General features: G+C 46.4%; 10 protein-coding genes. 8 read left to right on the plus strand and 2 right to left on the minus strand.

Features of this window, described 5'->3' with window-relative positions:
• The first annotated feature begins 16 nt into the window (after positions 1-16).
• Positions 17-868 carry a glycoside hydrolase family 25 protein gene (locus FO447_RS04800; RefSeq protein WP_117586208.1) on the plus strand — a complete coding sequence of 284 codons (852 nt, stop codon included), beginning with the start codon at positions 17-19 and terminating at the stop codon, positions 866-868.
• Between the two features lie 111 nt (positions 869-979).
• On the opposite strand, the gene prmA is transcribed toward FO447_RS04800, so the two are convergent.
• On the minus strand, positions 980-1,852 hold the full coding sequence (gene prmA / locus FO447_RS04805) for a 50S ribosomal protein L11 methyltransferase (protein ID WP_200757945.1): 873 nt from the start codon (positions 1,850-1,852) through the stop codon (positions 980-982).
• A 282-nt stretch (positions 1,853-2,134) separates the two neighbouring features.
• Between prmA and FO447_RS04810 the strand changes: the two genes are divergently transcribed.
• Together FO447_RS04810 and FO447_RS04815 are read left to right on the plus strand one after the other, a co-directional pair.
• Entirely contained in the window at positions 2,135-3,115 is a 981-nt protein-coding gene (locus FO447_RS04810) for a hypothetical protein (protein WP_200757947.1), read from the plus strand.
• Between the two features lie 37 nt (positions 3,116-3,152).
• Complete coding sequence (locus tag FO447_RS04815; protein ID WP_200757949.1) at positions 3,153-4,880, plus strand: hemin receptor; 1,728 nt, start codon at positions 3,153-3,155, stop codon at positions 4,878-4,880.
• A gap of 449 nt (positions 4,881-5,329) precedes the next feature.
• On the opposite strand, the gene FO447_RS04820 is transcribed toward FO447_RS04815, so the two are convergent.
• Complete coding sequence (locus tag FO447_RS04820; protein ID WP_200757950.1) at positions 5,330-7,414, minus strand: protein-disulfide reductase DsbD family protein; 2,085 nt, start codon at positions 7,412-7,414, stop codon at positions 5,330-5,332.
• A gap of 188 nt (positions 7,415-7,602) precedes the next feature.
• Here FO447_RS04820 and FO447_RS04825 point away from each other — a divergent pair, with 188 nt between their 5' ends.
• From FO447_RS04825 to FO447_RS04845, 5 genes are all read left to right on the plus strand, one after another.
• Complete coding sequence (locus FO447_RS04825; RefSeq protein WP_200757951.1) at positions 7,603-8,007, plus strand: hypothetical protein; 405 nt, start codon at positions 7,603-7,605, stop codon at positions 8,005-8,007.
• A 104-nt stretch (positions 8,008-8,111) separates the two neighbouring features.
• Positions 8,112-9,332: an efflux RND transporter periplasmic adaptor subunit gene (locus FO447_RS04830; RefSeq protein ID WP_200757952.1), complete on the plus strand. Its 1,221-nt coding sequence runs from the start codon at positions 8,112-8,114 to the stop codon at positions 9,330-9,332.
• A gap of 51 nt (positions 9,333-9,383) precedes the next feature.
• On the plus strand, positions 9,384-12,542 hold the full coding sequence (locus FO447_RS04835) for an efflux RND transporter permease subunit (protein WP_200757953.1): 3,159 nt from the start codon (positions 9,384-9,386) through the stop codon (positions 12,540-12,542).
• Between the two features lie 20 nt (positions 12,543-12,562).
• Positions 12,563-13,843 (plus strand): TolC family protein, encoded by a 1,281-nt coding sequence (locus FO447_RS04840; protein WP_200757954.1) that lies wholly within the window; start codon positions 12,563-12,565, stop codon positions 13,841-13,843.
• 450 nt (positions 13,844-14,293) lie between these two features.
• Positions 14,294-14,659, plus strand: coding sequence for a hypothetical protein (locus FO447_RS04845; RefSeq protein WP_200757955.1), 366 nt, complete (start codon positions 14,294-14,296; stop codon positions 14,657-14,659).
• Positions 14,660-14,798: the final 139 nt, after the last annotated feature.

Below are 14,798 nucleotides of genomic sequence, written 5' to 3' on the forward strand. Positions count from 1 at the left end.
ACAGAAAAAGAGTGCCATGGCGAGAAAGAAAACTCCTCGGCGTGGCGGCTCCCGTGGTAGAAGGCGTTCGTCTTCTTTTTTGCAACGCTATCCCCGTTGGGCATGGTGGATAGGCGGAACGGCGGTTATCGTGCTCTATGTCTTTCTGTTCTATCATTTCTTTGTAGGTCCAACTGGTTTCCGCTGGCGTGCGCTTTATGGCGATGCTGAATATCCTGAAGGTTACGAGATTCATGGAATCGACATTTCGCATTATCAGGGCAAGATAGACTGGGAACAGCTCAAGAATGCGATGATCAAGGGGTGTCCTGTGCGCTTCGTCATCATCAAGAGTACGGAAGGTTCTTCACGGCTCGATGAGAATTTCCGCGAGAACTTTAATCAGGCTCGCGATTTCGGTTTCATCCGGGGTGTTTATCATTTCTGGAGCAATAAGTCGACAGCCCGAGAACAGGCTTATTATTTCCTAGACCAGGTTCATCTTACGGATGGCGATTTGCCTCCGGTACTGGATATTGAACATAAGCCGGCAGATAAGAGTGTGGAGGATTTCCAGCGTGATGTGCTTACCTGGCTGCATATTGTAGAGGATAAGTATCATGTTAAACCTATCATCTACACCTATTATAAATTCAAGGAGCAATATCTGAGTGCGCCTGTCTTCGAAGATTATCCTTACTGGATAGCCCACTATTATGTTGACAAGGTTCAGTATAAGGGCAAATGGAAGTTCTGGCAGCATACGGATGTGGGCAAGTTGCCGGGCATTAAAGGCTACGTAGATTTCAATATTTACAACGGCAGTTATTATGAGCTCAAGCAGCTCTGCATAGGAAGCAATAATAATGAGAAGAAATTCATGGAATAAAGGTTGGACTTTTGGCAATATGCGAAAATCCAACCTTTATTCGTATGTTTTTATCTGATATTTCTGATTTCAGATTTTTCGTTCTGAATGTTTAGAATCAGAAAAGAATCTTTATGAACCTAAAACAAGGCAGGCCCAATTGTTGTCAATCTGTCTGTTTATTTCATGCATTCCCAGTTCTTCTGCTTTCTCCAGGAGTACAGGAATATCTTCTTCGTAGAAGCCGCTCAGAACCAGGGTTCCGCCGATGTTCATCACGCTACGGAAAGCGCGCATGTCGTCGAGCAGAATGTTGCGGTTGATGTTGGCTAGAACCAGGTCGAAAACGCCGCTGATGTGGTTGATTACCTGACTGTTGCCAAAGAGAACTTCCATGTTAGTTACGCCGTTGAGCACGGCATTATGCTTGGCATTTTCCACGCTCCACTCGTCAATATCGTAGCCTACCACGTCTTTCGCTCCGAGTTTTGAGCAGGTAAGGGCAAGGATTCCCGTACCCGTTCCGCAATCCAGGATGCGTTTGGTTCTGATAGGCATGTGGAGCAGCTGGGAAATAATCATGCGTGTGGTTTCGTGGTTTCCTGTTCCGAACGCCAGTTTCGCCTCAATACCTATTTCTATAATGTCGGGTCTGTTGCTCGTATCGGGATAGAGTTCGGGATGTTTCGCATCGTAAATCACCACCTGGTTGTCCACATAAATTGGTTCGAATCCCTGTTCTTCCCATTCCTGGTTCCAATCCTTGTCTTCTGCATCTTTCACCTCGTAGGTAATTTTCGTATCCCCGATAGGGAAATCAGCAATATAGGCATCCAGTATCTCCTTGTCGAAGAGTTCTTTCTGCACATACGCTTCCAGTCCGGTTTCTGTTTCTTCAAAAGATTCAAATCCGGCTTCGGCTGCACCATCGGCAAGCAGATCCTGAGAGGCCTGCATCAAGTCGGCAGTCGTTTCAATAGTGAATGTTGCTACTAAATATTTCATATTTAATTTGTATTAATTTCTTGTCTAAAAACGCCTTCGAATGTTCAAAAAAGCTAGATTTGTTTTAAATCTTCTGCAAAATTATAAAAAAATAGGAGAAAACCTACAATTATTTAGGGAAATTCTGTATTTTTGCATAAAGATAAGCAATATTTTTGCATTCAGATTATTATATAATCAGAAAAGGGCTCTTTCGGGAGCCTTCTTCCTGATGATTGATGATGATTCGGGATGAGAAAAATAGAAGAAAGAAAAGAGAAAAAATAAATAGGAGAACAGAATATGAAAAGAAAGTATCTTCTTGCAGTCCTTATCGCAGCTGCGATGCCACTCACTTCGATGGCACAGGACGATGACCTCTACTTCAATCCGAAGAAGGAGGCCAAGGAAAAGGCTGAAAGACGGGCTCTGCTCCAGCGCCAGTATGCTGAACAGCGGGCACGTAGAGATAGTATTTATCGGCTGTTTTGGAGCGGAAGCGACCGATCGGTTGATGAATACAATCGAGGCGGCAGAATCTTCAGCCATTATGAGAATGTAGGGAAAGATTCCCTGGGCAATGACATTATCCAGTTCCATGTGGGCAAGGGTGTGGCGCCAGATAGCATTTATGATGATGCTTACTTCGCCCAGAAGTATGCTGATAGGGATGAGGATTTCGTACGCACACGCGAGATGAGCCGATGGGACGGATTCTATGATCCGTGGTTCTACGATTATTATGGTTACGGTCCTTACTACTGGCGCAGCCGTATGTGGGGCTGGCACAATCCATGGCGCTACGGCTATTATGCCGGCTGGTATGATCCTTGGTTCGACCCTTGGTACGATCCATGGTATTATGGTTACTGCGGCTGGTATGGCGGCTGGTATGACCCTTGGTATTATGGCTGGGGCGGCTACTACAATCCTTGGTATTGGGGCGGTCCGATATACGGACATGTAAGTTATGGCGGCTCTCGTGGATTCAACTCTAATGGAACAAACTTTGGACCTTCATATAGTAATAATGGTATAGGCGCTCCTTCAAGAGGTAATTATCGGGTAAATGGTAATAGGGTTAGTTATGGCAACATGACACGTCGAAATGTCGATAACCAAAATTTCTCTAATTTCCAGCCACGCAATAATGGAAATAATAATTCATTCCGTAATTCTTCTTCTAGTTTCGGAGGTAGTCACTTCGGTTCTTTCGGTGGTGGAAGTGTAGGTGGTGCTCGTTCTAGTGGTGGATTTGGTGGCGGTTTTGGCCGTCGAAGATAATAGATATAATAGGTTTTAATGATTATAGATTTTCACAATGAAAAATTCTAAATATTTTCTTTTAGCGATGTTAGGGCTGATGTCTGTACCTGCTCTTGCACAAGAGACTTATCAGAATACCAAGATGGCAGAGAACAGCCTTACTGGTACAGCTCGCTATGTGGGCATGGGTGGTGCAATGGAAGCATTAGGTGCAGACATTTCTACTATGAGTAGCAACCCTGCTGGTATTGGATTGTTTCGTAAAAGCCAGGTTAGTATGACTTTTGGTGTGGTTGCTCAGACTGATGCAGAAACAGCCCTTAATTATAATGGTTCGACATTATCATTTGATGGTAAAAAATCAAAACCTAGTTTTGATCAAGCAGGTTTTGTATGGTCGCCTAGCAGTAAAGGCAGCAATTATATTAATTTGGGCTTTAATTATCATAAAAGTACAAATTTTAATCAAATACTTACTGCCGTAGGACGATTGGATGGTGCTTCACAAAATCGATTAACTGCAGCTAAATATGCTAAAATACGGAAAGAAGTAAATGACTATGCAGAAAGTCATCCTAATGCATCCTCTAAAGATTTGCAGGACTATTCCAATTATTTAGGAGATATGATTGCTACGGGTGTAGATTATGGTTATCAAAATATGTTTGGAACTAATGCTGATGGTTCTATGATGAATAGTTTGAAAGGTGAAGATTTCCTTTTTGGGCAGTATCAGCATGGTTACATTGGCGTATATGATTTTAATATATCAGGTTCCCTTAACAATCGCGTGTGGTTAGGATTGACAGTTGGTTTGCATGATGTGCATTATAAAAGCAATTCTTCTTATGGGGAAATATTGGAACAAGTGGGCACGGCCTCAGATGGTAGTTCTGTAAATGCAGCAACCAACTCTATGGAGCAAGTTAAAATCACAGGTACTGGTTTTGATGTTAAATTTGGTGCAATATTTAGACCATTTGTCGATTCTCCTTTCCGTATTGGAGTTTACGTGAATTCTCCAGTCTTCTATGATTTGACTCGTAGTTCCGCTATTGATATGGAAGCTTACAATTTGCCAAAGTCTTTTGCTCCATCTGAATCGCAACCAGGAATTTCTGGCAATTTATATGATTCTGATTATCATAACATTTCGGATTATGATTTTCGATTAAACACTCCATGGAAGGTTGGTGCTAGTTTAGGACATACCATAGGTTCTAATATTGCTTTAGGTGCTACTTATGAATATGCTTGGTATAATCATATGGATACTCGAATTAAAGATGGTGGTTATTATGATGGCTATTGGGGAGAGTATTATGAGTCAAGTACTAGTGATAAAGTCATGAATGAAAATACAAAATCTTCTCTTAATGGGGTTAGTACTTTAAAAATAGGTATGGAGTATAAACCAATACAAATGTTGGCGTTACGTTTTGGATACAATTATGTTTCACCAATGTTTGACAAGTATGGCTTTCGTGATCAATCTTTGATATGTGGTGCAGATGCTAATGATAACAATGGAGTAAACACCTCTGCTTCTAGTGACTATACTAATTGGAAGGCTACCAATCGTTTCACGGTTGGCGTAGGATTCAATTATCAGAAATTGTCTATTGATGTAGCTTATCAGTATTCTTCTCAGAATGGTGATTTTTATCCATACATGAGTTACTATCCAGAGGATAATAGTAAGTTTGGCGCTAATATAGCTCCTGTAACGGAAGTAAACAACAAGCGCCACCAGTTACTGATGACCGTTGGCTATAGGTTCTAAAATGTGAAGGTAGGGGAGTTATTGATTAAATAATGTGAAATCCCGATAAAAAAGCCCACTCTTAGAAAAAAAGTTGGGAAAAAGTTTGGCGGTTTCATATAAAACCCCTATCTTTGCAATCAAGAAATCGGGATGATTTCGTGTCATAGATTAGGTTTTTAGATTTAAGGTGTTCTTCACCTTATTCTCTAGGATTAAAAAATATTAGTTTTTTTAGTGGTTAATTTAGTTTTAGTAAGTATGTTTAGGGTCTGTTGTGAAACAGGCCCTATTTTTTTGTGCTTTTACAAAAAAAAATCCCCAACAGGATGGCTTGGAAACCATACCTGTCGGGGGAAAGTAATAATCCTAAATAAATCTACCTTGAATAAACTTACCTATTGAAATTTATCCTTCATAAATCTACTTAAATGAACCAATACCGGCCTTATCAACAATTAAATCTTATATTATTTGTTTCTGTAATTATCCAGACCCTTGTTCAGGAAGTCGAGATAAGCACTAACATCTTCTTTGAAACTGAAGGCTGCTGCAAGAGGATTGCCATCGTTGTCAATAGCCACATAGAATGGCTGGGCATTAGCTCCAAACTTGCTTGCCTGCAGATAACTCCACTTGTCGCCTACGGTTCGCAGGGTGCGCTTCTCTCCATTAAACGTTACCTCCATAGGTTCAGGAAGAGGAGTCTTGTCATCTACATAAAGTGAGATGAGAACATAATCCTTTGCCAGCTTATCGGCAACCGATGGATCTGTCCATACAGAAGCCTCCATCTTGCGGCAGTTTACACAACCATAACCCGTGAAATCAAGCAATACCGGTTTGCCGGAAGCCTTGGCAGCAGCCATTCCCAACTCATAATCCTTGTAAGCAGGCTCTACGGTCTTGGTGTTGAGGTTGAAGTCCTGTGTATTAATAGGTGGAGCAAATGCGCTCACAGCCTTGCAAGGAGCACCCCAGAGACCTGGAATCATATAAACCGAGAATGCCAAAGAACAGAGACCCAACATGATGCAGGCTACAGGCATAGGCTTGTTGATGTCGCCCCCGATTGCATCAACCTGGAACTTCAGCTTGCCGATGAGATAGAGACCCAACAGACCGAAGATGACAATCCAGAGCGAGAGGAATACCTCGCGGTCCATGATGTGCCAGCCGTAAGCCAGATCGGCTACAGAGAGGAACTTCAGAGAGAAGGCAAGCTCGATAAAGCCGAGCACAATCTTGATGGTCTCCATCCACGAACCCGACTTAGGAGCCGACTTCAACCATGATGGGAAGAGGGCGAAGAGGGTGAATGGGAGCGCCAGAGCAAGCGCGAAACCGAACATTCCCACGGTAGGAGCGAGCCAGTCGCCGGATGTAACGGTCTGAACCAGCAGCAAACCGATGATAGGAGCTGTACATGAGAAGCTGACCAATACCAGGGTGAAAGCCATCAGGAAGATAGAAATCATACCCGTGGTGCTGGAAGCCTTGTTGTCTACCGCATTTCCCCAACTGTCAGGCAATTTGATTTCGAACCAACCGAAGAACGAGAAGGCGAAAACGGCAAGCAGGAGGAAGAGGATGATGTTGAAAACGGCACTTGTACTGAGCGCATTCAGGGTGCTAGGACCTGCGATGGCTGTTACGGCAAGACCCAAAACCAGATAGATGACTACGATGCTCAAACCATAGGTAATCGCATCGCGGATACCTTTCTTCTTATCGTTCTTAGCACGCTTCAGGAAGAAACTTACGGTCATCGGGATGATAGGCCAGATGCAAGGCATGACGAGCGCAAGCAGACCGCCCACAAAACCGATGAAGAAGATATAGAAGAGCGAATGGTTGGCGATGTCGTTAGCTCCGCCAAATGCCTGGAGTTCTTTAACAACCGGTTTCCATAAGTCCTTGACGTTCAGATTTTCCATAGCAGATGCCAAAGCTGCGGAATCTACAGGCTGGGTAGCGCTATCGGTCTGAGCCAGGGCTGCGGCCTTGGCAAGCGAATCGGCCTTCATCTTGGCTGCAAGAGCAGGATCAATCGCCTTCGCATTCAGAGCATCTTTTGCCCCAGCTGCAGGAGCATCAACGGCAGGCGATTTGCCACTCTGCTTAAAACCAGCCTCGCTTGGTGGCATACAGTTCTGGTCGTTGCAGGCGCCATACTCCAGATAGGCATCAATATGATAATTTGGTTGGGTAAACTTCACCTTCTGTACAAAGGTAACGCTACCTTCAAAATAACGGAGTTTCATCTCGAAGAGAGGGTCAAACTTTGCAATCTCTCTGCCGCGTGGCTGAAGTTTTCCTACGAGTTCAACACCTTCAAGCTTGTTTACGTTGAACGAAGCAGAAATCGGACCATCGCCACCCAAACCGGTAGAATAGACGTGCCATCCCGGTTGGATTTTTCCGCTAAACACGATTTCGGCCACAGCACTTCCGTCTGTTTTCAGCGAGCTGGTGAACTTCACAGGGTTCATCATCTGCGCCTGAGCCAGCATTACTACAAGGAGTAATTGAAAGATTAAAAATACTTTTTTCATTTCTATTTTTTAATTTTATGTTGCAAAGTTACTAAAAACTACTCATATTACGTATTCAGATGGCTTTAAGGGTACTCGGTTTTAATTTTTTTAAGAAAAAATGCTAATTTTCTAAGTTTTACTTGGCTATTTCGTACTTTTAATGTAATTTTGCGGTCAGAAAAGCAATTGTAAAATCGGAAGAAAAAATGGCAAAGAAGAAACTATACTTGTTCAGCCTCTTTGTGGCCACGTTGAGTGTGCTGCTCTCTACGGTGGTGATGCATCATCACCACATGGGGCGTATTTGTATGGTTGTAGAACGTTGCCAGCAGGATGGTAATTTCAACGATGAGCATACTGAGCATCATGAGAAAGAAGCCGATAGTTGCCGGGTGCATCAGCTGCACCATTTCGTAACCGGCTGCAAGATCATGAAGGGCATTCAGAAACTGCTTTTCGATGGAAACCATCTGCTTTCCATGCTTTCTTCTGAGTATTTGTTTATCCCAACCTCGTCGCTCATTAGCGTGCGCTGGCAGCAGTTTGCAGCCAGTCTTCCTTGCGTAGATGAAACGGCCATCAGTAGACGAGGACCTCCTTCTTTTTGTTGATTTTCTGTAGTAAGAGCAACCAGGATGCAGCTTTTGCAACCGGGTTGCAGGGAAAGGTGTGTACTTTTGCACCCGAAATTATTAATCAATAAAAAGAAGAAAAAATGAAAAGAATTTTGGTGGTTGCCGTTGCGGCAATCTTAGCCTGGTGTGGTTTCACCTTTTTCTCAAACTACGCCGGAGCAGAGGCTCATGCTGCCGAACACGGACATGAGCATGAACATGAAGAGGTGGATTTCGACAACATTCCGCTCTCTCAGAAACAAGTAGATGCTGTAGATCTGAAGATGGGCGAGGCGGTTGACCGCGTGATGGATGCTACGATTGCAGCCAACGGTCAGCTCGTTTTGCGCGCCCAGAACAAGGGCGATGTGGCTTCGCTCATGGGGGGCGTGGTGAAGGCTATCTATGTAAAGGAAGGACAGAATGTGAAGCGCGGACAGATTGTGGCTTTGGTTGAAAATACCGATGTGGTCAGTCTGCAACGAGAATATTATTCTGCCAGCAAGGAGTGCGAACTGGCTCTTGCCGACCTGGAGCGACAGAAACTGCTGAACAGGACCGGAGCTGGCGTCAAGAAGAATGCGCAGCAGGCTGCCAAGGAGTATCATGTAGCCCATGCCAACCTCATCGGCATCGGCAAACAGCTTGCCCAGATGGGCATTTCTACCGCCGCCGTTGCCAGGGGTAAGTTTACCACAGCCTTCCCTTTGCGTGCTCCGATATCGGGTACGGTTTCGCAGATTACAGCCAGCCTGGGCAGCTTTGCCGATATGCAGACGCCGCTCATGAAGATTCAGAACAACCAGGCTGTAGAGTGCGATCTGAACATTTTTGAGAAAGATCTGCAGAAGGTTAAGCCGGGCGATAAGGTTTATCTCTCGCTTACCAATCAGCCGGGCGTGAAACTCGCAGGTCATGTTTACGGCTTAAACCAATACTTTAACGATAATTCGAAATCTGTTGCTGTTCATGCAAAAATAGATGCGCAGTCGCTTAAAACCAACGGGGTTCACGGCTCAGCCCGACTCTTCGACGGAATGTATGTAAGCGGCAAGATAGCTACGGGCAGCCAGTCGTGCATCGCCCTTCCTTCCAAGGCCATCGTCACTACCGACGGCAAGCAGTTTGTCTTCGCTCTGAATGGCAAACCAAAGAAGGGCGAGTACAGTTTCTCCCGCCATGAGGTCATTACGGGCGTTTCTGACGGAGCTTATACCGAGGTAAAACTCTGCAAGCACCTGAAGCAGGAAGGAAAGAAGATTGTGACAGAAAACGCGTATTATCTGGCTTCGCTCACGGGCGAGCATGCAGATGAGCATTAATATAAGGTAAGCTTTTTCATCAATAAAGAGCTTTTAAAAGAAAGACAGATTATGTTTCAGAAACTGATTACTTACTCCATCCGCCACAAGCTGGTGGTGGGAGTATTCACGATAGCCCTCATCGTCTGGGGCATCGTATCGCTCATCCATCTTCCTTTCGATTCCACACCAGATATTACCGACAATCAGGTGCAGGTCATTACTCAGGCGCCTTCGCTCGGAGCGCAGGAGGTGGAGCAATACGTTACTACTCCGGTGGAAATGGCACTCGCCAACATCCCCGAACTCAAGGAGCGAAGAAGCATCTCGCGAAGCGGACTCTCGGTCATCACCCTCGTCTTTGATGACGATGCAGATATCTACTGGGCACGTTCGCAGGTGAGCCAGATGCTGACCCAGGTGGAGAAAGATTTGCCCAATAATGTGGAAACCGAGATGGGGCCGATTGCTACCGGACTGGGCGAGATTTACCATTATACCGTGCGTGCCGAGAAAGGTTACGAGCACAAATATTCGCTAACCCAGCTGCGAACCATCCAGGACTGGATTGTGAGAAAGCAGCTCTCGGGAACCCCGGGCGTAGCGGAAGTGAGCGGCTGGGGAGGCTACGTGAAGCAATACGAAGTGGCTATCAATACGGATAAGCTCAACGCCAGCAATCTTACCGTGAGCGACGTGTTTGATGCGCTCGAAAAGAATAACGCCAACACGGGCGGAAGTTACATAGAGGAGAACTCCAATCAGTATTTCATCCGCGGCATAGGCGTGGTGAAGAGTCTGGAAGATGTGGCAAATATCGCCGTCAAGACCATGAACGGCACTCCTATTAAGATAGGTGATGTGGCGAAGGTTCAGCTGGGGCACGCCACCCGTTTCGGAGCCGTTACCCGAAATGGCGAGGGCGAAGTGGTAGCCGGAATTGCCATCATGCTGAAGGGAGAAAACTTTCAGGAGGTTATCAGGAATGTGAAGTTGCGCATAGAGCAGATTCAGAAATCTCTGCCCGAGGGCGTGGTTATCGAACCATTTATCGACCGAACCAACCTGGTTGACCGTGTGGAGGGAACCATCGCCCGAAACCTGATTGAGGGCGGACTCATCGTCATCTTCGTGCTGGTTATTTTCCTGGGCAACTGGCGGGCCGGACTGGTTGTGGCGAGTGTCATTCCGCTCAGCATGCTCTTTGCTTTCGGCATGATGAAGACCTTCGGAATCGACGGCAATCTGATGTCGCTCGGAGCCATCGATTTCGGTATGATAGTCGATTCTGCCGTCATTATCGTAGAGGCTGTTGTGGCCCATCTGGGCGTGAAGAGTATTGAGCGGAGAGCGAGAAATTCTTCCGATACTCCCATCCGTTTCTCTCAGGCAGAGATGGATGAGGAGGTTCATGATTCCGCTTCGCGCATCCGCAAGAGTGCGGCATTTGGCGAAATCATCATCATGATAGTTTACATTCCGCTGATGACGCTTGTGGGCATCGAGGGCAAGATGTTCCGTCCGATGGCGCTTACCGTTTTCTTCGCCATCCTGGGTGCCTTCATCCTCTCGCTCACCTATGTTCCGATGGCAAGTGCGCTCTTCCTGAGCAAGAAGGGACATGTGTGTAAAACTTTCAGCGATAGGATGATAGAGAAATTGCAGGGCTGGTACCGACCGGTTCTGGAATGGGTCTTGGCGCGATATAAGGATGTGATTACCGGCGCCGTTTCGCTCTTCTGCATGAGTGCCGTAGCCTTCCATTTCCTGGGTGGCGAATTTATCCCGAGCCTGGAAGAGGGCGATTTTGCGGTAGAAATGACCATGTCGCAGGGCACTTCGCTCTCGCAGATGGTAGAGAGCTGCTCCAAGGCGGAGAAACTTCTGAAGGCTGAATATCCTGAAATCAAGCAGGTGGTGAGCCGCATAGGTAGCGCCGAGATTCCTACCGACCCGATGCCTGTGGAAAGGGCCGACATCATGGTGGCGCTCAAGCCGAAAGCCGAGTGGACTTCGGCAGAAACTACCGCCGAACTGATGGAGAAGATGGAAGAAACCCTGAAGACGATTCCGGGCTTGGAGGCTGAGATTTCGCAGCCTATCCAGATGCGCAACAACGAGTTGCTTACGGGCATCAAGCAAGATGTGGCGATTAAGATTTTTGGCGACAATCTCGACGGGCTTACCCAGCAGGCCGAAAAGGTTTCGCGCATGATCAGGAATGTGCCGGGCGTGAGCGGAATCTTCGTCGAAGAGGTATCGGGATTGCCTCAGATTCAGGTAAAATACAACCATGAACGCATGGCGGCTTATGGGGTAAATGTTGACGAAATCAACCGCATTCTTGAAACTACCTTTGCAGGCGCCACGGCTGGAGCTGTATACGAAGGCGACAAAAAGTTTGACATCGTTCTGCGTCTTGACCCTAAGGAGCGCAACTTCGAATCGCTCCAGTCGCTCTGTATTCCGCTGGCTGGTGGCGAGAGCATTCCGCTTTCCCAGTTGGCTGATGTGGTTTACGAACCGGCTCCGGCTCAGGTTTCTCATGAGAATGGCGCCCGCCGCATCTACGTAGGTTTCAACGTGAAGGGTAGGGACGTGCAGAGTACCGTAAAGGATATTCAGACCATCCTCGACGAGAAACTGAAGCTGCCTGAAGGCTACTATTATAATTATGGTGGCGAGTTTGAGAATCTTCAGAGTGCCACCCAGCGCCTGCTCATCGTGGTTCCGATAGCGCTCATCATCATTCTTCTGCTGCTCTATGCCACGGTCAAGAATCTGCGCGAGTCGCTCTTCGTGTTCTCCGCCATTCCGCTTGCCGCCATAGGTGGCGTCTGGGCGCTCTGGTTGCGCGGAATGCCTTTCAGCATTTCGGCGGGCGTAGGTTTCATCGCCCTTTTTGGTGTGGCGGTTCTCAACGGTATCGTGCTGATAGGTCAGATGAACCAGATGCAGAAGCAGGCGGCTGCGGTTTTTGAGGAGAATGGCGCAAGTTTGGCGGCTGTTATTCAGAAAAGAATTATTGACAGTTGCATGGTTCGTCTCCGTCCGGTTCTGATGACGGCTCTGGTAGCCTCTATGGGTTTCCTCCCGATGGCATTATCCCATGGCGATGGAGCAGAAGTCCAGCGTCCTCTTGCCACGGTTGTGATTGGCGGTCTCATTACCAGCACGCTCCTCACGCTCCTGGTTCTGCCAGCCATCTACAAGATGTTTACGAAAAAGTAAGATTTCAAGATATGAAAATAATGAACAGAAAAAAGATAAATGAAAATAGGGTGGTGGCTTGTTTTGCCGCCATCCTTCTCCAGCTGCCATCCCCAGCTGGAGCCCAGCATTTTGATGCTCATATTGCGGGCAGGAAAGTTACCCTGCAGGAATGTTTCGATTTGGCTGCCCGACAGAACCTACAGATGCAAGTCGGAAAGAAATCGGTAGAACGTGCGCAGGTAATGCAAGGCACGGCTTGGGAGCTGGATAAAACCGAGGTTACCTTCTCGCAAAACCCTGCCACGGGAGGCGAATCGGACAACGGATTTACCTTTACCCAGAGCCTCGATTTTCCTACCGTCTACACATCGCGCCGCAACCAGCTCAAGGCTGAAACCCAGGCTGAAAAGAGCCGCTTGAATGTGGTAAACCAGCAACTGAAGGCTGAAATCGCCAACACCTATTATCAGATGCTTTATCAGGCTCACAGACTTCAGATATTGCAGCGAATCGACTCAGTATTAGAGCGTTACAGCAAGATAGCTGAAATGCGTTACAAGGCAGGAGAGAGCCGCCAGCTGGAATATCTCTCTGCCGATCGCAAATGCAACGAAAACCGCCTGGAAATGGCTGATGTGAAGAGCGAAATCGAGCGCCTGCAAATCGACCTCATGTCGCAGCTCAACACGCAGGAGCCCGTAAAACCGGCAGAAGAGAATCTCACGGCCATCGCAGCCCAGAATCTCAATACCTATAATTATCAGCAGTCAGCCGACGGTCTTTACCAGCAGGATAAGCTCATCGCTCTCGATAAGGAAATCAAGGCAGCCAAGACGGGTTTTGCTCCGAGTTTATCCTTATCTTTGCGCACCCAATGTGTCATTTCCAGTTGGAATCCATACAACATAGACCGTTCAAGATTTGCCGAGGGCAATTTCTTCGGTTTCGAGATTGGCGTAGGCATTCCTTTGTTTTATGGTTCTACGAAGGCAAAGGTCAAGGCAGCTCAGAAAGACCGCGAATTGGCTGAAATCGAAATGCGTCAGGAGCAGACAGAGAAAGAGCGCGATTACCGTCTCTGTACGAAGCGCCTGCAGGCAGCATCCAACCGTCTGAAATATTACGAGCAGAACAACCAGGCACATTCTGCGCAAATTTCGAAGTTGAGTGCGATAGAATATGAAAATGGCGAAATTTCGTATATTGAATACGTGAATGCCATCGAGGAAACCATAGATGTTCTGATGAAGCATGCTGATGCGATTAATGAATACAACCAGGCAGTAATCGCCATCCAGCGTCTTACGGGCATGATGTAAGATTCTGTTCTGAGATATTTCTTTTAGATTGATATGAGAATTAATCTCAGAACAGGCAGAAAGTAAGAAATGATCAGAAAGGGGTGAACCGGTTCCATTTTCAGGCTCCAAATTTCCTCTCTTTCTTTATCTCATAACGCCTATTTACCATAATACCTGTTAGAATTGAAAAGAGGAAAGTAAAAAAAGGGGGAATTTTTCCGTTGTCAGCCACTTATGGTTTCATTCCGATTAATTTCATTTTCTTCATTTCTAAATTCTCCCTTTACATGATATTCAGGTTCCTTCAGTTTTCCTGCGCTAAATAACACATTTTTGATAAACCACCAAGAAAAATGCTCAAAAAACTTTGCTTATTCCAAATAATAATCTTAACTTTGCGGCATAATTCTAAGGTAAAACCAAGATTGTCGGGCACTCAGAATCATCAAAGGTTTTGAGGCTTTACCGATGATGGAAACCGACGTGACGCTTTTTAATCCGAATACGCAGGAGAAGCTTATTCTTGATGCCAAGTTTTACCGCGAGGCGCTGGTTTCGAAGTTTGGCGGCAGGGAGAAGGTTCGCAGGGATCATCTCTCGCAGATTCTTTCTTACGTGATGAACCAGGAGGAAGACCGGAGCAAGCCGCATACTATGAATGCTTGCGGAGCTTTGGTCTACCCTACCGTGGATGAGGATTTCGACTTTTCTTATAGGTATAAGGAGACGGGGCATCGCATCTTTGTGAGGACGATAAACCTGGGGCAACCTTGGAGGAAAATAGAGGAACGGGTGAAGGAGATTGTGAAGGGAGAAGGCAGGGATGAATGGTGATGATTGGCGATGAAGGACAAAGCGATGAAGGACAAGCGATGGAATCGCTTGGAACGGGGGTGACAGGGGGACTGCTCCCTTCTTTGCTTCTTTGCTTCTTTGCTGGAGGGGCGGGCTTGCAGGAGAAACGGGGGCGGGA

It is taken from the genome of Segatella copri (assembly GCF_015074785.1).
GTDB lineage: Bacteria > Bacteroidota > Bacteroidia > Bacteroidales > Bacteroidaceae > Prevotella.